The following is a 17521-nucleotide window of genomic DNA, read 5'->3' on the forward strand; positions in this document are numbered from 1 at the left end:
TCAGACCAGGGCGGTGGCCTCCGCGAGGGAGAGGCCACCGCCCTCGGCGTACGCGACCCGGTAGGCGGGTTCGTCCAGGGCGTCCCGGATCCGGCTCTCGGCCATGTCATGGCACCGGCGCTCGACACCGGAGAGGATGTGCCCGGACGGCAGCAGGGCCTGGGCGGCACCCAGGCAGCGGGCGGCGTCGACGGCCCGGCCGCCGCCGTCGACGCGGGCGAGGCCCATCGCCGCGGTGTAGAGGCAGATGGAGTCCAGATGCGGGGCGACCGCCTTGGACAGCGGGTCCTGAGCGAGTTCCAGCGCCCGCCGGACCGCGTCCAGCGCGTCCTCGGCACGGCCGTCGAGGGCGTCCAGCCAGGCCTCCTGGGTGAGGATCATGGCGTCGAAGACGACGAAGTGCGCGATCCTGAACTCCTCGCGCAGCGCTCGCAGTTGCTCACGGGCCTCGCCGGTACGGCCGGTCAGGCCGAGCCAGCAGGAGAGGAACAGCCGGGCGGCGGGCATGGCCTCGTTGAGGGAGCCGTCCTTGCTCGCGATGACACCCCTGAGCAGTTCCTCGCCGCGCTCGACGTCTCCCGCCTCCATGAGCACGCTGCCGAGACGGGCGCGGAGGATGGCCATCTGGCCGCGGGCGCCGATGCGTTCGGCGTGTTCGATGGCCGCCCGGTAGTCGGCGGCGGCCTCCTCGTTGGCTCCCTGGCGTTCATGGGCCTCACCACGGGCGGACAGCGCCTCGGCGGTGCCCCAGGCGTCACCGAGGCGGTGGAAGATCTCCAGGGCCTCCTCGGCGTCCCGGGTGGCGTTGCCGGCCCAGGCGGCGCGGTTGGCGAGGAGGTTGGCGCGCAGCTGCAGGGCGCCGGCCAGTTCCCACTCGAAGCCGGGGGTCTCCCGGCACGTCCGCACGCTGGCGTCGACGACCTCCCGCATCCGCGTCACACCGCCGCCGGCCAGGATCACCGCGTAGAACCACACCATGCCGGGCGCACGGCAGGTCTGCGGCAGCCCCGGCCGGTAGACCTGGGTGATGGCGCGGAGCTTGGCCTGGGCGTCGGGGGTCTGCCAGGCCTCCAGCTCGTGGTCCATGCAGGCGAGGTGGGCGAGGTGGACGCCGCGCCGCGCCTCGGCGAGGACCTCGCCGGTGTACGGGGGCGGGGCGTCGGTGCAGCGCTGCCACACCGGCTGCGCGGGCCGGACGGGTTCGGTGAAGGGGTCGGGACCGAGCGCCATGACCTCGCGGCACCAGTTGCGGGTCTCGATGCGCAGGTCCCGCATCTGCCAGAACCACACCAGGGACAGCACCAGGCACAGCCCCTCCTGCTCGTCGCCGGCGGCGACGGCGTGCCGCAGGGCGGTGCGCAGGTTCTCGTACTCCAGCTGGAACCGGTCGATGGCGGTGGGCTGTTCGGGGCCGCGCAGCAACGGGTCGGTGGTGCGGGCGAGTTCGCGGTAGTACGTCAGATGGGCGCGCTCGGCCTCGCCGCGGCGCCCGGTCTCGTCGAGCCGTTCGCCGGCGTACTCGGCGACGGTCTCCAGGAGCCGGTAGCGCATCCCGCCCCCGGCCGAAGGGGCGGCCACCACCAGGGACTTGTCGACCAGGGAGCCGAGCGCGTCCAGGGCGCCGGGCCCGCACACGGCCTCGGCGGCGGCGAGGTCGCAGCCGCCCGCGAAGACGGACAGCCGGGCGAGGACGTCCCGCTCGTCCGCGTCCAGCAGCTCCCAGGACCAGTCCACGACGGCCCGCAGGGTCTGCTGGCGGGGCAGGACGGTGCGGCTGCCGGAGGTGAGCAGCCGGAAACGGTCGTCGAGGCGGCCCGCTATCTGGCGTGGGGTCAGCATCCGCAGCCGGGCCGCCGCCAGCTCGATCGCGAGCGGGAGTCCGTCGAGCCGCCGGCAGATCTCCGCGCAGGCCTCGGGATCGTCCTCGACACGGAATCCGGGCCGGGCCGCCGCGCCCCGGTCGGCGAGCAGCCGCAGCGCGACCGGCTCCGGCAGCGGCTCCACCGGGCGCACCAGCTCCCCCGGCACGCCGAGGGGTTCGCGGCTGGTGGCGAGGACGGTCAGCTGCGGACAGCGGGCCAGCAGGCGCTCGGTGAGGTGGGCGGCGGCCTCGATCACATGCTCGCAGTTGTCCAGGACGATCAGCATCCGGCGCCGGGCGCAGTGCTCCACGATCCGTTCGAGGGGGTCGTCGTACCGCTCGGCGACCGCGCGGATGCTCTCGGCGCCGGCGCCGTGCAGCACGGTGTCGCGGGCGCCGATCGCGGTGAGCACGGCCTGCGGTACGGCCTCGGGGTCGTCCACGGGCGCCAGTTCGGCCAGCCACACCCCGTCCCGGACGGTGTGCCGCACCGCCTCGGCGGCCTCCTGGGACAGCCGGGTCTTCCCGGCGCCGCCCGGACCGAGCAGGGTGACCAGGCGGGCAGCGGCCAGATCGGCGCCGATGGCCTCGATGTCGCTCTCCCGGCCGACGAAGGAGGTGAGCCGGGCGGGCAGATTGCCCACGGCCGCCGGCCCGGGCCGCGGCGCCGGGTGCCGCTCGGTCAGCAGCTCGGTGTGCAGGGCGCGCAGTTCGGGCCCGGGGTCGGAGCCGAGCCGGTCCGCGAGCCGCCGTCGTACCTCCTCGTAGGCGGCGAGTGCCTGGGCCGGGCGGCCGGCGTCGCGCAGGGCGCGCAGCCGCAGCACCTGGAGCGGTTCGTCCAGCGGGTGGTCGTCGCACAGGGCGGTCAGCTCGGGCAGGGACTGCTCGGCGTGCCCGAGGGCGAGGGCGGCGGTGTGCCGGGCGCGCAGCGCGTCCAGGCGGCGGGTCTCCCAGCGGGCCGCCTCGGCGGCGTGGTCGGGCAGGTCGGCGAGGGCCGGGCCGTGCCACAGGGCGAGCGCGTCGTCCAGGACGGCGGCGGCCTTGGCCGGGTCGCCGTCGGCGAGGGCCCGCAGGCCGTCGCCGGTCAGCCGCTCGAAGCGGCTGAGGTCGACGTCGTCGGGCGCGGCGGTGAGCCGGTAGCCGCCCTCGGCGGAGGCGACGGCGTCCGCACCGAGGGTACGGCGCAGCCGGCCGACCAGCGCCTGGAGCGCCCCGGCGGCGTCGGCGGGCGGGTCGGCGCCCCAGACCTCGTCGACCAGCACCCCCACGGGCACGGTCCGGCCGGCCCGGAGCGCGAGCACGCCCAGCAGGGCACGCAGCCGCGCCCCGCCGACCGGGACGGCCGTGCCGTCGGGGCGGAGTACCTGGGTGGTGCCGAGCAGGCGATAGCGCACGGGGTCCATTGTCACCGGAGCGGTCACCGGTGGTCACCGGGTTGCGGCGGCGTGCCGTGTGGGACGTCCAGGGTGACGAGGGCGCCCCGGGTGCGGCGGATGCGGTGCGGGCCCGGGTCCCTGCCGGGTTCCCGGCTCTCGAACCGCTTCGGGCAGGTGCCGACGGCCTCGACGGTGTACGCGCCGGGCACCGGTTCCGTGCTGTACGGGGACGGGAGGAAGGTCACTCCTCGGGACTCCGACGGTTCGAGGGCACGGTCGACGCGTGCGAGGGCACGCCGGTCGGTGTGGGCCAGGTACTCCTGGTGCACCAGGTCGATGGCCCGGACCCGGCCGACGGTCGTCTCGTCCGGGCCGCCGTGGTTCTCCACCCACGCCTCGGCGCCGTAACCACGGCCCTCCCGGACGGCTTCGGCGTCGTAGGCGACCAGCGGCCAGGACACCTCGTCGCCCACCGCGAACGGGGTGCCGCAGCACTCCATCTGCCAGTCCTCGTAGAACACCCTCATCCGTGGCATTCCCCCAGGGTCCAGGAACCGGACGGCGAGTGCGAGACGTTTCCCCCGCGAGGGCGCGGCCGGTACGGTCGCACTCCGCACCGTCCCCACCGCACAGGAGCCTGTTGATGACCATCGCCTCCACCCGCCGCGGCGATCGCCGGGTCAGTCCCGTGTTCGTGGGCATCCTGGCCGTGACGGCGGTGACGGGCTGGGCCACCTGGACGGGCTATGCGGCACGGCCGGGCGTCGCGGTGTTCCTGTTCGTGACGGCGGCCTGGATCGTCTCCCTGTGCCTGCACGAGTACGCGCACGCGCGCGCGGCCCTGCACAGCGGCGACATCACGGTCGGCGCGAAGGGCTACCTGACCCTGAACCCGCTGAAGTACACGCACGCGCTGCTGAGCATCGTGCTCCCGGTCCTCTTCGTGATCATGGGCGGGATCGGTCTGCCGGGCGGCGCGGTGTTCATCGAGCGCGGCCGGATCCGGGGCCGCTGGCGGCACAGCCTGATCTCGGCGGCGGGCCCGCTGACGAACGTGCTGTTCGCGGCGGTGTGCACGGCACCCTTCTGGCTGCACGCGCTGGACGGCATACCGAGCGACTTCCGGTTCGCGCTCGCCTTCCTGGCCCTGCTGCAGGTGACGGCGGCCATCCTGAACTTCCTGCCGGTGCCGGGCCTGGACGGCTACGGCGTGATCGAGCCGTGGCTGCCGTACGAGGTGAAGCGCCAGGTGGAGCCGTTCGCTCCGTTCGGCCTGCTGTTCGCGTTCGCGCTGCTGTGGGTGCCGTCGATCAACATCGCGTTCTTCCACATGATCGACGCGATCCTGCGCGGACTGGGAGTCAGCCACCAGGACACGTCGTACGGCTGGAGTCTCTACCGCTTCTGGGCCTAGGCCGAGCGTCCGCGCCTGATGTAGTACCAGGTCATGTTGGACGTCAGGCCCGCCAGCAGCACCCAGACGATCCCCAGCCAGCTGCCCTGGGCGAAGGAGACGACGGCGGCGGCCACGGCGAGCACGCAGACGACGAGGGTGTAGAGGGCGAGTCGCCGGGTCCGGGTGGGCGCGGGCGGAAGGGGCATGGGGGTCGGCTCCTTGCGGGGGACACTGCTACGCCGAACAGTGTCCCCCATCGGCTCAGACGTCGGTGACGCGGAGCCCGGCGTGCGCCTTGTAGCGGCGGTTGACGGAGATCAGGTTCGCGACCAGCGACTCGACCTGGTGGGCGTTGCGCAGCCGCCCGGCGAAGACGCCGCGCATGCCGGGGATGCGCCCGGCGAGGGCCTGCACGATCTCCACGTCGGCCCGCTCCTCCCCCAGCACCATCACATCGGTGTCGATCTGCTCGATCTCCGGGTCCTGGAGCAGGACGGCCGACAGGTGGTGGAAGGCGGCGGCGACCCGGGAGTCCGGCAGCAGGGCGGCGGCCTGCTCGGCGGCGCTGCCCTCCTCGGGCCTGATCGCGTAGGCGCCCTTCTTGTCGAAGCCGAGCGGGTTGACGCAGTCCACGACGAGCTTGCCGGCCAGTTCCTCGCGCAGGGCCTTCAGCGTGTCGCCGTGGCCGTCCCACGGTACGGCGACGATCACGATGTCGCTGCGGCGCGCGGCCTCGGCGTTCTCGGCGCCCTCGACGCCGTGGCCGCATTCCTGGGCGGCGCTCCGGGCGCGGTCGGCGGACCGGGAGCCGATGATCACCTTCTGGCCGGCCCTGGCGAGCCGGTAGGCGAGGCCCTTGCCCTGCGGTCCGGTGCCGCCGAGCACGCCGACGACGTGTCCGGAGACGTCGGGCAGGTCCCAGGGGTCCTTGGCGGGGGCCTTGGCAGGGGTCTGTGCACTGTCGGTAGTGGTCATGGGGCGAGCCTACGTCGGTGGCGCTCGCGGCACGCTCAGGTGAGGCGGTGCACGGGCACCCGGCGGAAGGTGATGGTCTCGTAGGCGCTGAAGTCCCCGGTCTCGTAGAGGAGTCCCACCGTGTCCCGGTCGACGCGCACCAGGTCGGAGTAGGCGGCGGGCAGCCCGTCGACGGTGAACGCCGTGCGCCAGGTGGTGCCGCCGTCGGTGGAGGCGCGGATCGTCATCAGGGCGCGGAAGGCGGGGTCGGCCGGGCCGGAGCAGAGGAGCAGGTCCGGGTCGCGGAGCTGGAGGACGGAGGCCTCGCAGACGGGTGCGGTCAGCCCGGCCTGCGGCCGGAACGGCTTGACCAGGGTCTTCCCGCCGTCCGTGGAGTGGGCGTCGGCGCGGTTGCCGGGCGAGGGCGAGTCGTTGCGGGTGTTGAAGTAGACGCGTCCGTCGGGGAGTTCGGCGGCGGTGGTCTCGTTGACGTTGATGTAGCCGTCGGTGTTCTCGTCGACGTACCCGAGGTGCCAGGACTCTCCCCGGTCGTCGCTGAGCAGACAGTGGCCGCTGTTGTACCGCGGCTCGGCGCCGGTGTCGGTGCCGGTGGGCGGCACGGTGTGGTTGGCGGGGACGAGGACGCGGCCGGTGCTCAGCTGGAGGGCGTGGCCGGGGGTGGTGGCGTACCAGCGCCAGCCGCGCCTCTTCACCCGCGCGGTGATCTCCCGGGGCGCGGACCAGGTCGCCCCGTCGTCGTCGCTGTGCTGCACCCACACCCGCCGCCCGTCGGCGTCGGAGACCTGGCCGCGCAGGATGGCGGCCTCGGTGGCGCCGGCGGCGGCCCGGATGTGCACGAGCAGGACGCGGCCGGTGTCGAGGACGACGGGGGCGGGGTTGCCGGCGAGGTCCTTGCCGTTGCTCGCGGCGACCTGGAGCGGTCCCCAGGTGCGGCCGCCGTCCGTGGACCGCCTGAGCACGATGTCGATGCGCCCGTGGTCGGCGGCGGAGGCGACGCGGCCCTCGCAGAAGGCGAGCAGCGTGCCGGCTCGGGTGGCGACGACGGCCGGGATCCGGAAACTGGCGTAGCCCTCGTGTCCGGCGCGGAAGGGGACGGTGACCTCGGTCATCGGGCGGCTCCTCGGGAGGGGAGGGGAACGGGGACCGGTTCGCACGGTGACCGGTGAATGTCCCCGGGACGGGCGAATTCCGGGTGAACTCCGCGTCACGAGTGACCGGTTGCGGCAGGATGCGGGCGCATGGACGCCGTACGGGTCGCGCTGCTGCGGGAAGTGCTCGCCGGGACCGAGTGGCTGGGGGCCACCCGGAGATTCGCGGGGGTGCTGCGCGGGTCGGTGGTGGCGCACGGGGGCGGGCTGCTGCTGGTGGGCACGCCGGAGTACGAGCCGTGGCATCTGGCGGCGCATCTGGTGGACGAGGCCGCGTGGTCCGGCACGCCCGAGCTGGCGCCGACCCTGGTACGGCACCACGCGCGCCCCTGCGACCCGCCCCACCTGGCCGTGGGGCCGGGCCGGATCGAGGCGGCGCGACGCGGTGAGACCCTGCTGGTCGTGGCCCCTGAGGAGCCCGCGCCCCTGCTGGAGCGCGTGCACGACGCCCGCCGGGCCGGGGTGACGGTGCTGGCGCTCGGCGCGGACGACGGCGACCTTGCCGCACTGGCCCACGACACGCTGCCCGTACCGGAGGCCGCGGAGCTGGACCTGGACACCGTCCAGCACCTGGTCAGCGCGGCGGCGGGCGAGAACGGCGGTGTCTCTCCGAGGGTTCGGCGCGGTTTCCGGGACCGCCTGTCGAGGCTGGCGGAGATCCTGACGGCCCCGCCGCCCGCCCCCTGGTGAAAAGCGGGCCAGACAGTGGGGGTGCCGCCGAGGCGGGTCTTCCGGGCACCTTTTCAGCCGCCCCAGCCGGGCGGGTGGGAGCCAAGGCTTCTCGGGGTGCCCGCCCAGGGGAGACGTGGGTCGACCGGGCCCTGTCGGTGGAGCCCGGGGCCGGGTGCCGCAGACGCAGGGCACTTCGTGAACCTCCCGCACGGCACGGGCCGGTCACCCGGCGCACCGCGTCGGGCCCTCCTCTCCGGTGAACAGCAGGACGTCGTGGCCAAGCCGGTTCCGGTGCCCTCCCAGCCGACGGAGACGCGTGAGCGGGGCGCAACGCCGACGGCAACGGGCCGGCCGGGCCCTGTCGGTGCAGCCCAGGGGGGTACCGCAGACGCAGGGCACTTCGTGAACCCGCCGCACGGCCGGCCGAGCCGGTTCCGGTGCCCTCTCAGGTGGGCGAGACGCGTGGGCGGGTAAGGAAAATCGGTTGCTGCGGTACCGTCGGCGGTCGAGCATGCCTCGGGTGGCCCGTGCTCTTCTCCCCGACCTCGCCCCCTGGAAAGCCTCCGCGGACTTTCGCCGGCTCTGGAAGTCGGGGCTGATCAGCAACTTCGGCAGCTTCCTCACCTTCGTCGCGCTCCCGGTCCAGCTGAAGGACCTCACCGGATCCGCGGCAGCGGTGGGCGCGGTCGGCGCCGTGGAGCTGCTGCCGCTCATCGTGTGCGGTCTGTACGGCGGCGCCCTCGCCGACGCGCTCGACAAGCGCAGGCTCATCGCGTGGACGGAGGCCGGGCAGGGCGTGCTGAGCGCCCTGCTGCTGCTCAACGCCCTGCTCCCGCACCCGGCGGTCTGGCCGCTGTACGCCGTCGCCGCCCTCTCCTCCGCCCTGGTCTCCGTCCAGCGCCCGGCGCTCGACTCCCTGTGGCCCCGGATCGTCGCCCACGACGACATGCCCGCCGCGGCCTCCCTGAACTCCCTGCGCTGGACCGTCGGCGGAGTCGCGGGCCCGGCCCTGGCCGGCGTGGTCGTCGCCTACGCGGGCCTCGGCTGGGCGTACGCCGCCGACCTGCTGACCTTCGCCGTCTCGCTGGCGTACATCGTGCGGATCGCCCCCTCCCCCGCCTCCCACGAGGCGTCGAAACCCTCGCTGCTCGCCATCCTGGAAGGCGCCCGCTACGCCTGGAGCCGCAAGGAACTCCTCGGCACCTACGTCGTCGACCTCGCGGCGATGTTCCTGGCCATGCCGCTCGCGGTGCTGCCGTTCCTCGCCGACGAACTGCACGCCGACTGGGCGCTGGGCCTGATGTACGCCACCCTCCCCGCCGGGGCGATGCTGGTGAGCCTGACCAGCGGCTGGGCCTCCCGGGTCCACCGGCACGGCCTGATGGTGGTGCTGTCGGCCACGGGCTGGGGCCTCGCGGTCGCGGCGGCCGGTATCTGCGGGAACGTGTGGCTGGTGCTCCTGTTCCTGACCGTCGGCGGTGGCTTCGACATGGTCAGCGGGATCTTCCGGGCCGCCATGTGGAACCAGACGATCCCGGACGAGCTGCGCGGCCGGCTCGCCGGGATCGAGCTGCTGTCCTACTCGGTCGGCCCGCAGCTCGGCCAGGTGCGGGCGGGCGGCATGGCCGCGTGGGCGGGCGTACGGACCTCGGTCGTCTCCGGCGGGCTGGCGTGCGCGGGCGCCATGGGCCTGCTCGCGCTGTGCCTGCCGGGACTCATGACGTACGACGCCCGCACCAACGAGCACGCGGTACGGATGCGCGAGCACCGCGCCGCCGCCGTACCCACGGAGGTGTGATCACTCCTCGTCGGTGCTCCCGCCGGCCGGTGCGTCGTGCCAGCGCGGGTCGTTCTCCCACTGGAGGTTGCGCTCGGCGGCGGTCTCCATCGCGTGCCGGGCCTCCTCCGGGGAGGCGTACGGACCGAAGCGGTCCTTGCCCGGGCACTCCGGGCCCTCCTCGACCTTCTTGTGCTCCAGGCAGTAGTACCACTCGCCCGGCTTGCCGACGGTGCGCTTCTTGAACAGGGCCATGAACAGCTCCTCTCGCCAACGACATGTTCCCCCATGCCGGCTGGATAGACTCGCTGTCATGTCTGGCCAGTCGCTGCTCGTACCGGGGGAGCTGTCCCCCACCCGTTCGGTCCCCGGAAACATCCGCCGCCCCGAGTACGTCGGCAAGCCCGCGCCGGCGCCGTACACCGGTCCGGAGGTGCAGAGCCCGGAGATCATCGAGGCGATGCGGATCGCCGGCCGTATCGCCGCGCAGGCGATGGAGGAGGCCGCGAAGATCATCGCGCCCGGGGTCACCACGGACCAGCTGGACAAGGTCGCCCACGAGTACATGTGCGACCACGGCGCCTACCCCTCCACGCTCGGCTACCGCGGCTTCCCGAAGTCCCTGTGCACCTCCGTCAACGAGGTCATCTGCCACGGCATCCCGGACTCCACGGTCCTGAGGGACGGCGACATCGTCAACCTGGACGTGACGGCGTACATCGGCGGGGTGCACGGCGACAACAACGCCACCTACCTGGTCGGGGACGTGGACGAGGAGTCCCGGCTGCTGGTGGAGCGGACCCGGGAGGCCCTGAACCGCGCGATCAAGGCGGTCAGGCCGGGCCGGCAGATCAATGTCATCGGCCGGGTCATCGAGTCCTACGCCAAGCGGTTCGGCTACGGAGTCGTCCGCGACTTCACCGGCCACGGCATCAACTCCTCCTTCCACTCGGGCCTGATCATCCCGCACTACGACAGCCCGCACGCGACGACGGTCATGCAGCCGGGCATGACGTTCACGATCGAGCCGATGCTGACGCTGGGCACCCACGAGTACGACATGTGGGACGACGGCTGGACGGTCGTGACGAAGGACCGCAAGCGGACGGCCCAGTTCGAGCACACGCTGGTGGTGACGGAGACCGGCGCGGACATCCTGACCCTGCCGTAGCGCCGCGCCCGCTTCGGCCATGACCGCACGGCCCGCCCTCTGCGAGGGCGGGCTTTCTCTTGTAAAATTTTACCGACATGCTGTCGGCAAGATGCGGAGACGGCTTCATGGACACCTTCTCGACCCTCATCCGCACCGCGTCCCACGAGGCACACACGGAGGCGGAGACGTCGGCCTTCATGAGCGACCTGCTCGGCGGCCGGCTGGGCGTGGCCGCCTACGCGCGCTACACCGAGCAGCTGTGGTTCGTGTACGAGGCGCTGGAGAGCGGCGCCGCGCGGCTGGCGGCGGATCCGGTGGCGGGGCCGTTCGTCCGGCCCGAGCTGTTCCGGCTGGCCGCGCTGGAGCGGGACCTGGCGCATCTGCGCGGGCCGGGATGGCGGGCGGGCCTCAGCGCCCTGCCCGCCACGCGGGAGTACGCGGCCCGGGTCCGCGCGTGCGCCGAGCGCTGGCCCGGCGGTTACGTCGCCCACCACTACACCCGCTACCTCGGCGACCTGTCCGGCGGCCAGATCATCCGCGACCGGGCGGAGAAGACCTGGGGGTTCGGGAGGAAGGGCGACGGCGTCCGCTTCTACGTCTTCGAGGGCGTCCCCAACCCGGCCGCGTTCAAGCGGAGTTACCGGCAGCTGCTGGACGGGATACCGGTGGACGACCTGGAGAAGCAGCGGGTCGTCGGGGAGTGCAGGCGGGCTTTCGCCCTGAACACCGCGGTGTTCAGGGCACTCGGGGACGAGTTCCCGCTGAGCGCCTAGGGGGCGGTCAGCGCTCCAGGAACACCCGGCCCCCCACCTCCACCCACCCCTCCGGCTGGGGCGCGGTCAGGATCTGGGAGCCCTTGCCCTGGGTGATGTTCAGGGCGCGGCCCAGTCGGTCGGTGAGGAGGAGGGCGGCGGCGCCGGTGGCCTCGTCCTCGTCGATCCCGTCGTTCCGGCCGGGGAAGGCGCGGGCGCGGATCCGGCCGGCCGCCTCGTCCTCCCAGGCCCAGGCGTAGATCCACTCCCCCGGCGGGGGCACGTCGAGGGCTTCGACCTCATCCGCCGTGCCGTACTGGCGCAGGGTGCGTGGCGGCGCCCACTCCGCGCGGGCCTCGATCCAGCTGAACTCGCCGTCCAGGCGGGCGCCGACCACTCCGGCGGGCGTGACCAGTTCGGGCACGTCGAGCAGCCAGGCGGTGCCGACGCAGGGGTGACCGGCGAAGGGCAGCCGCAGGGTGGGCGTGTAGATGTCGATCATGCCGCGCTCGGGGTCGTCCACGAACACGGTCTCGCTGAAGCCGAGTTTGGCCGCGAGCTCCTGCCGGTCGGCTCGCTCGGGCAGCACCGAGCCGTCGCGGACGACACCGAGTTCGTTGCCGTAGCCGCCGTTCGGTCCGCAGAAGACGCGGAGCACGTCGTAGTCAGTCACGGGGGAATTGAAACATCGCGGCAGCCGCGAGCGCGTCCCAGGCGGGGGTGCCGCCGGGGAGGGGCCAGGAGTAGGTGCGCGCCGGCTCGTAGGGCAGCGAGGACAGGGTGCCGGCGTACGCCCGCAGCGTGGTCTCCCGCTGCCGCTCGACGCCGGGGGTGGACCGGCACCCGGGTGAGCACCACACAGGGCGGGGTCAGCCCCTCCGCGAGCGCCGACACGGCCCGGTCGTGGCCGTCCAGGAGCAGCCAGCCGTCGAGGGCGGTGACCCACCACAGCAGAACCGGCGCCAGGGTGCCGGCCCGGGCGTGCTTGCGATGGGCCTTCACCCGAGGCGCGTCCTCGGACGAGAGAGCGGGCGCAGGGGGACGACGCCGTGCCGGCCGGCAGCGGACCAGTCGAGGTGGCAGTGGGGCCAGTCGCGGACAAAGTCCTCGCCGTGCCAGACGTACGGCGGGAAGGCGGTGCGCACCCCGAGCAGCCGGCGGGAGTCGTGCAACGGGCCTTCGGGTGCCTGCTCGAGCCATCGGGCACAGGTGTGCACCCAGTTGGCATGGCTGCGCATCAGCGCCGAGCCGATCGGCGGGAGGGGTGGGCGGTAGCCGTCGTACCGGCTGACGTACACGCCCTGGTTCCACTCCTCGACCCGGCCCAGCAGTACGACGCGCCCGCCTTGCCGCAGCAGCATCCGGCCGCCGTCGGCCGCTTCGAAGCGGAGCGGCGGCGGTCCCGGACGCTGCCGCACATCCAGCACCAGGCCACCGGCTCCCCACAGTTCCCTGCGCGCGCTCCCCATGCCGGCCACCCTCCCACCGTCAGCGCACGCGCCCGAGGTGGATCACGGACACGCGGATCTGCCGGTCGCCGACCTCGTACATCACGCGGTAGGGGCCGACGTGGATGCGCAGCAGGTCCGCGCCGCCGAACGCGCCATCGGGCCGCGGGTTGTCGCCGAGACGGTCGACGGCGCTGAACACCTGCCGCACCCCATGCGGGTCGTCCTTGGCGAAGCGCTCTGCCTGGACGAGGGCCTCGGGCTCCCAGATGACCTCGTACCTCACGCCTCACCCTCGCCGAACACGCGCCGATAGGCCTCGTCGTGCGGGACACCGGCGTCCTCGGCCCGGGCCTGGCGCGCACGATACGCCGCGAGCGCCCGCAGCTCCTCCAGCTCCAGGGCGTCGGCGGGGCTTATCAGTATCGCGACGGTCTGCCCGTGGTCGGTGATGGCGACCGGTTCGCGGGTGGCGCTGACCGTGCGCGCGATGGCACCCAGGCGGGCACGGGCTTCGACGATCGAGTACGTCAACTCCGTCATGCACACCACCTTACAGAAGTGTGCACCTCTCGCCCATCGAACACCTTTCGCACACAGCGGCGTTGTCGGTCGCATGAACGCTGTTGAGACCTGAATCACGACCCCGAAAGATATGAGCCAGGTAAGGCTAAGGTAAGTTAGGGCAGCCTCACCAAACGAGATCCGCCAGGAGCCCGCATGCGAGCCGTCCGACTGACCGTCACCGCCGCCACCACGGTGGCCGCTCTGACCGCCCTTACGGCCTGCACCGCGAAGAGCGATGCCAAGGACGGTGACGCCGTCCAGGTCACCGCGGCCGACTCGAAGTGCGACACCTCGGCGAAGTCGGTCCCCGCCGGACAGGTCACGCTGAAGATAGAGAACAAGGGCTCCAAGGCCACCGAGGTCGAGATCCTGTTCCCGGACGACCGGATCGTCTCCGAGAAGGAGAACATCGGCCCGGGCACCAAGTACACGCTGACCGCCGAGGTGAAGGCGGGTTCGTACGAGATCGCCTGCCGCCCGGGCATGAAGGGGCACGGCGTCCGGCAGAAGCTCACCGTGACCGGTGGCGGCACGACGGCCAAGCGGGACCCGAAGCTGGACACGGCCGTCGCCCAGTACCGCACGTACGCCCAGGACCAGGCCGACGAGACGCTGCCGAAGGCCGAGGCCTTCGCCAAGGCCGTCAAGGACGGCGACCTGGACGCCGCGAAGAAGGCCTACGGACTCTCCCGCCTCGGCTGGGAGCGCACCGAGCCGGTCGCCGAGTCCTTCGGCGACATCGACCCGAAGGTCGACGTCCGCGAGGACGGCCTGGAGGACGGCCAGAAGTGGACCGGCTGGCACCGGCTGGAGAAGGCCCTCTGGCAGGACAGGAAGATCGGTGCCGAGGAGAAGGCGCTCGCCGACCAGCTGGTGACCGACCTGAAGGACTGGCAGCAGCGGGTCGGCAAGGCCGAGATCACCCCGACCTCCATGGCCAACGGCGCCAAGGAGCTGCTGGACGAGGTCGCCACCGGCAAGGTCACCGGCGAGGAGGACCGCTACGCGCACACCGACCTGGTCGACTTCAAGGGCAACGTCGAGGGCGCCCAGAAGGCGTACGAGCTGCTGAAGCCGGTCGCCGCCGAGAACGACCCGGCGCTGACCAGGGAACTGGACAAGCAGTTCACCGCGCTCAACGCGCTGCTCGACACCTACCGCTCGGACAGGACGTCGTACGACTTCGTCTCCTACGACAAGGTCACCAAGGACCAGCGCAAGGAGCTGTCGGACGCGGTGAACGCGCTCGCCGAGCCGCTGTCCAAGCTCGCCGCCGCGGTGGTGAAGTAGCCATGACCGAGCACACCGACGGAAGCGGTCCGTCCCGCCGCGCACTGATCGGCTGGGGCGGTGCCGGACTCGCGCTCGGCGCCGCCGCGGCCGGCGGGGCCGTGGCGATGGCCAGGACCGGCGACGACCCCGACCCGGCGGCCGCCGAGGCGGGCGGCGCGGTGGAGTTCCACGGCGCCCACCAGGCCGGCATCGCCACCCCGGTGCAGGACCGGCTGCATTTCGCCGCGTTCGACGTGAAGACCGACGACCGCGAAGAGTTCGTCCGGATGCTCAAGGACTGGACGGCGGCGGCCCGGCGGATGACCGCCGGAAAGCCGGTCGGCGAGGGCGCCTTCGACGGGCTCGCCGAGGCCCCGCCGGACGACACCGGAGAGGCGATGGGGCTGAAGCCGTCCCGGCTGACCCTCACCATCGGCTTCGGGCCGTCGCTCTTCGACCGGTTCGGGCTCGAGGACCGCCGGCCGGAGGCCCTGGTCGACCTGCCCAAGTTCCCCGGCGACAACCTGGAGAAGACGCGCACCGGCGGCGACCTGTGCATCCAGGCCTGCGCCGACGACCCCCAGGTCGCCGTGCACGCCATCCGCAACCTCGCCCGCATCGGCTTCGGCAAGGTCGCCGTGCGCTGGTCCCAGCTGGGCTTCGGCAAGACCTCCTCGACCACCCCGGACGCGCAGACCCCGCGCAACCTCTTCGGGTTCAAGGACGGCACCCGCAACATCGCGGGCACCGAGACCGACCGGCTGCGGAAGTTCGTGTGGGTCGGCGACGGGGATGCCGGCGACAAGGACGCCTGGATGACCGGTGGGTCGTACCTCGTCGCCCGGCGCATCCGCATGAACATCGAGACCTGGGACCGCACTTCGCTCCAGGAGCAGGAGGACGTGTTCGGGCGGGACAAGCGCGAGGGCGCGCCGGTCGGCAAGGCCAAGGAGCACGACGCGCCGTTCCTGAAGGCGATGAAGCCCGACGCGCATGTGCGCCTCGCACACCCGGACTCCAACAACGGGATCACCATCCTGCGCCGGGGCTACTCCTTCACCGACGGCACCGACGGCCTCGGCCGGCTGGACGCCGGACTGTTCTTCCTGGCCTACCAGCGGGACGTCCGGCAGGGCTTCATCCCGCTGCAGCGCAAGCTGTCCGCGCACGACGCGCTCAACGAGTACATCCAGCACGTGGGTTCCGCGGTCTTCGCGATACCGCCCGGCGTCCGGGACTCCGGCGACTGGTGGGGCCGCTCGCTGTTCTCCAAGGAGGCCTAGCCCGTGTTCTCCAACTACCTGATCGGCCTGCGCGAGGGGCTCGAGGCGTCGCTCGTCGTCTGCATCCTGATCGCCTATCTCGTCAAGACCGGCCGCCGGGACGCGCTGAAGCCGATCTGGATCGGCATCGGCATCGCGATCGCCATCGCGATGGGCTTCGGCTGCGCCCTCGAATTCGGCTCCCAGGAGCTGACGTTCGAGGCGCAGGAGGCGCTCGGCGGTTCGCTCTCGGTCATCGCCGTCGGACTGGTGACCTGGATGGTGTTCTGGATGCGGCGCACCGCCCGGCACCTGAGGTCGGAGCTGCACGGCAAGCTGGACGCGGCCCTCGCCATGGGCACCGGCGCGCTGGTCGCCACCGCCTTCCTCGCCGTCGGCCGGGAGGGCCTGGAGACCGCGCTGTTCGTGTGGGCGTCGGTGCACGCCGCTTCCGACGGCACCCCGCGCCCCCTGATCGGTGTGGCCCTGGGCCTCGCCACCGCCGTCCTGCTCGGCTGGCTGTTCTACCGGGGCGCCCTGCGGATCAACCTGGCCAAGTTCTTCACCTGGACCGGCGGCATGCTGGTCGTGGTCGCGGCGGGCGTGCTGGCGTACGGCTTCCACGACCTGCAGGAGGCGGACTGGCTGCCCGGCCTGACCCACCTGGCCTTCGACATCAGCGGCACCATTCCGCCGGACAGCTGGTACGGGACGTTGCTGAAGGGCGTGTTCAACTTCCAGCCCGACCCGACCGTCCTCCAGGTCACGGTGTGGCTGCTGTACCTGATCCCGACGCTCGCGATCTTCCTCGCCCCGGTAGGGTTCGCCTCCGGAAAGGGGAAGGTGAAGGGATCCGATGAGCAGGGATCGCAGCCCGCGCAGGCTCCGCAGGCGTGACCGGAACGCACTCATAGCGGCCTCGCTGACCGCTTTGTCGTTGACGGCGAGCGGATGCGTGGTGGTGCACGGGGAGCGCGAGGTGCTCCCCGCCGCCACCCGCGCCGAGGCCGCCAAGGCGCTCACCGCGTTCACGACCGCGTACAACAAGGCCGACAAGGCCTACGACAACTCCCTGGACGCGCCCTATATCACCGGTCCGTTCGGCGACATCACCGCCGCCCGGCTGAAGGCGGGGCAGGCCAACAGCCCGTCCGGCAACCCGGACCACGTGCCGCTGAAGCTGTCGGACGTGAAGATCACCATCCCCGAGAAGGCAGGCTGGCCGCGCTGGTTCGTCGCCGACGCCCAGGGCAACAAGACCGGCACGGTGCGCTGGCTGATGGTGTTCACCCGGGGCGACCTCGGCGAGCGCTGGCGGGTGGCGTATGTCACCCTCGTGGCGCCCGGCGCCGTACCGCAGTTCAAGACGGACAAGGACGGCTGGGCCGAGGCGGTGCCGGCCGGCTCCCGGCAACTCGCCGTCGCGCCCGGAAAGCTGAGCCAGGAGTACGCGACGTACCTGAACAAGGGCGGCCAGACCTTCGCCGACGGCAGGTACACCAGCGTCGAGCGTGCCGCCCGGGCCAAGCGGGCCCGTAAGCCGGGCCTGGTCACCCAGTTCATCGACGGTCCGCTGACGAACGGCGGCTACGCGCCGCTGGCGCTGCGCACCGCGGACGGCGGGGCGCTGGTGTTCTTCACCACCCACCACTACGAGAAGCAGACCGCCGCCACCGGCACGACGGTGCCCCCTCAGGGCAAGGACGTCCAGGCACTGACCAAGGGCGAGGTGAAGCAGTCCCTGACGCTGGAGTTCATGTCGGGGGAGGTCGCGCTCGACCCGGCGGGCAGCGGCAAGGTGGCGGTGCTGGGGCGGGTGCCGGGTCTCACATCCGCGCAGGGCGAGTAGCACAGCGCGCCCG

The 17521-nt window shown here is 72.6% G+C and carries 20 protein-coding genes; 9 read left to right on the top strand and 11 right to left on the bottom strand.

Annotation, left to right across the window (positions count from 1 at the left end; translation table 11 throughout):
* Both ACQPXS_RS15830 and ACQPXS_RS15835 read right to left on the bottom strand, forming a co-directional pair.
* Window positions 1–3264, bottom strand: a complete 3264-nt coding sequence (locus tag ACQPXS_RS15830) for a BTAD domain-containing putative transcriptional regulator (RefSeq protein WP_433455830.1) — start codon at window positions 3262–3264, stop codon at window positions 1–3.
* Window positions 3265–3278: 14 nt separating this feature from the next.
* The gene (locus ACQPXS_RS15835; RefSeq protein ID WP_433449878.1) at window positions 3279–3764 is read right to left on the bottom strand and encodes a DUF6578 domain-containing protein; all 486 of its coding nucleotides are present in this window, start codon (window positions 3762–3764) and stop codon (window positions 3279–3281) included.
* Window positions 3765–3880: 116 nt separating this feature from the next.
* On the opposite strand from ACQPXS_RS15835, the gene ACQPXS_RS15840 reads away from it, so the two are divergent.
* Window positions 3881–4651, top strand: coding sequence for a site-2 protease family protein (locus ACQPXS_RS15840; RefSeq protein ID WP_433449880.1), 771 nt, complete (start codon window positions 3881–3883; stop codon window positions 4649–4651).
* On the opposite strand, the gene ACQPXS_RS15845 is transcribed toward ACQPXS_RS15840, so the two are convergent.
* The 3 genes from ACQPXS_RS15845 to ACQPXS_RS15855 are packed head-to-tail and all read right to left on the bottom strand — an operon-like array spanning window position 4648 to window position 6717.
* On the bottom strand, window positions 4648–4890 hold the full coding sequence (locus ACQPXS_RS15845) for a hypothetical protein (protein ID WP_356303249.1): 243 nt from the start codon (window positions 4888–4890) through the stop codon (window positions 4648–4650). The two genes, ACQPXS_RS15840 and ACQPXS_RS15845, sit on opposite strands and share 4 nt — an antisense overlap.
* A gap of 4 nt (window positions 4891–4894) precedes the next feature.
* Window positions 4895–5608 carry an NADPH-dependent F420 reductase gene (npdG, locus tag ACQPXS_RS15850; protein ID WP_433449881.1) on the bottom strand — a complete coding sequence of 238 codons (714 nt, stop codon included), beginning with the start codon at window positions 5606–5608 and terminating at the stop codon, window positions 4895–4897.
* 35 nt (window positions 5609–5643) lie between these two features.
* Window positions 5644–6717 carry a sialidase family protein gene (locus tag ACQPXS_RS15855; protein WP_433449883.1) on the bottom strand — a complete coding sequence of 358 codons (1074 nt, stop codon included), beginning with the start codon at window positions 6715–6717 and terminating at the stop codon, window positions 5644–5646.
* 129 nt (window positions 6718–6846) lie between these two features.
* Here ACQPXS_RS15855 and ACQPXS_RS15860 point away from each other — a divergent pair, with 129 nt between their 5' ends.
* The gene (locus ACQPXS_RS15860) at window positions 6847–7446 is read left to right on the top strand and encodes a hypothetical protein (protein WP_351798329.1); all 600 of its coding nucleotides are present in this window, start codon (window positions 6847–6849) and stop codon (window positions 7444–7446) included.
* Between the two features lie 493 nt (window positions 7447–7939).
* Window positions 7940–9226, top strand: coding sequence for an MFS transporter (locus ACQPXS_RS15865; protein WP_433449885.1), 1287 nt, complete (start codon window positions 7940–7942; stop codon window positions 9224–9226).
* Here the strand turns inward: ACQPXS_RS15865 and ACQPXS_RS15870 are convergent, their stop codons facing one another.
* A complete protein-coding gene (locus ACQPXS_RS15870) occupies window positions 9227–9460 on the bottom strand; it encodes a hypothetical protein (RefSeq protein ID WP_351798326.1) in 234 nt (77 codons plus the stop codon).
* Between the two features lie 58 nt (window positions 9461–9518).
* Between ACQPXS_RS15870 and map the strand changes: the two genes are divergently transcribed.
* A complete protein-coding gene (map, locus tag ACQPXS_RS15875) occupies window positions 9519–10376 on the top strand; it encodes a type I methionyl aminopeptidase (protein WP_351798324.1) in 858 nt (285 codons plus the stop codon).
* A gap of 107 nt (window positions 10377–10483) precedes the next feature.
* On the top strand, window positions 10484–11131 hold the full coding sequence (locus ACQPXS_RS15880; protein ID WP_433449889.1) for a heme oxygenase (biliverdin-producing): 648 nt from the start codon (window positions 10484–10486) through the stop codon (window positions 11129–11131).
* Window positions 11132–11138: 7 nt separating this feature from the next.
* On the opposite strand, the gene ACQPXS_RS15885 is transcribed toward ACQPXS_RS15880, so the two are convergent.
* The 5 genes from ACQPXS_RS15885 to ACQPXS_RS15905 all read right to left on the bottom strand — a co-directional run bounded on the left by ACQPXS_RS15885 (window position 11139) and on the right by ACQPXS_RS15905 (window position 13101).
* Window positions 11139–11783 carry a PhzF family phenazine biosynthesis protein gene (locus tag ACQPXS_RS15885; RefSeq protein WP_433449891.1) on the bottom strand — a complete coding sequence of 215 codons (645 nt, stop codon included), beginning with the start codon at window positions 11781–11783 and terminating at the stop codon, window positions 11139–11141.
* Complete coding sequence (locus tag ACQPXS_RS15890; protein ID WP_433449894.1) at window positions 11776–11970, bottom strand: hypothetical protein; 195 nt, start codon at window positions 11968–11970, stop codon at window positions 11776–11778. The genes ACQPXS_RS15885 and ACQPXS_RS15890 overlap by 8 nt, the downstream gene beginning before the upstream one ends.
* Window positions 11971–12108: 138 nt before the next feature.
* Window positions 12109–12579: a hypothetical protein gene (locus ACQPXS_RS15895; protein WP_433449897.1), complete on the bottom strand. Its 471-nt coding sequence runs from the start codon at window positions 12577–12579 to the stop codon at window positions 12109–12111.
* A 19-nt stretch (window positions 12580–12598) separates the two neighbouring features.
* A complete protein-coding gene (locus tag ACQPXS_RS15900) occupies window positions 12599–12844 on the bottom strand; it encodes a type II toxin-antitoxin system RelE family toxin (protein WP_433449900.1) in 246 nt (81 codons plus the stop codon).
* Window positions 12841–13101, bottom strand: coding sequence for a type II toxin-antitoxin system Phd/YefM family antitoxin (locus ACQPXS_RS15905; RefSeq protein ID WP_399176331.1), 261 nt, complete (start codon window positions 13099–13101; stop codon window positions 12841–12843). The genes ACQPXS_RS15900 and ACQPXS_RS15905 overlap by 4 nt, the downstream gene beginning before the upstream one ends.
* A gap of 177 nt (window positions 13102–13278) precedes the next feature.
* On the opposite strand from ACQPXS_RS15905, the gene efeO reads away from it, so the two are divergent.
* From efeO to ACQPXS_RS15925, 4 genes are read left to right on the top strand one after another with little or no spacing between them, the layout of a single operon-like run.
* Window positions 13279–14415: an iron uptake system protein EfeO gene (gene efeO, locus ACQPXS_RS15910; protein WP_433449902.1), complete on the top strand. Its 1137-nt coding sequence runs from the start codon at window positions 13279–13281 to the stop codon at window positions 14413–14415.
* 2 nt (window positions 14416–14417) lie between these two features.
* Window positions 14418–15680, top strand: a complete 1263-nt coding sequence (gene efeB, locus ACQPXS_RS15915; RefSeq protein ID WP_433449903.1) for an iron uptake transporter deferrochelatase/peroxidase subunit — start codon at window positions 14418–14420, stop codon at window positions 15678–15680.
* Window positions 15681–15683: 3 nt separating this feature from the next.
* Entirely contained in the window at window positions 15684–16556 is an 873-nt protein-coding gene (gene efeU / locus ACQPXS_RS15920; RefSeq protein WP_433449905.1) for an iron uptake transporter permease EfeU, read from the top strand.
* Window positions 16516–17508 carry a hypothetical protein gene (locus ACQPXS_RS15925; RefSeq protein ID WP_365325278.1) on the top strand — a complete coding sequence of 331 codons (993 nt, stop codon included), beginning with the start codon at window positions 16516–16518 and terminating at the stop codon, window positions 17506–17508. The genes efeU and ACQPXS_RS15925 overlap by 41 nt, the downstream gene beginning before the upstream one ends.
* Window positions 17509–17521 lie beyond the last annotated feature (13 nt).

Origin of the sequence: Streptomyces sp. CA-142005 (assembly GCF_050942335.1) — a bacterium.
Lineage (GTDB): Bacteria > Actinomycetota > Actinomycetes > Streptomycetales > Streptomycetaceae > Streptomyces.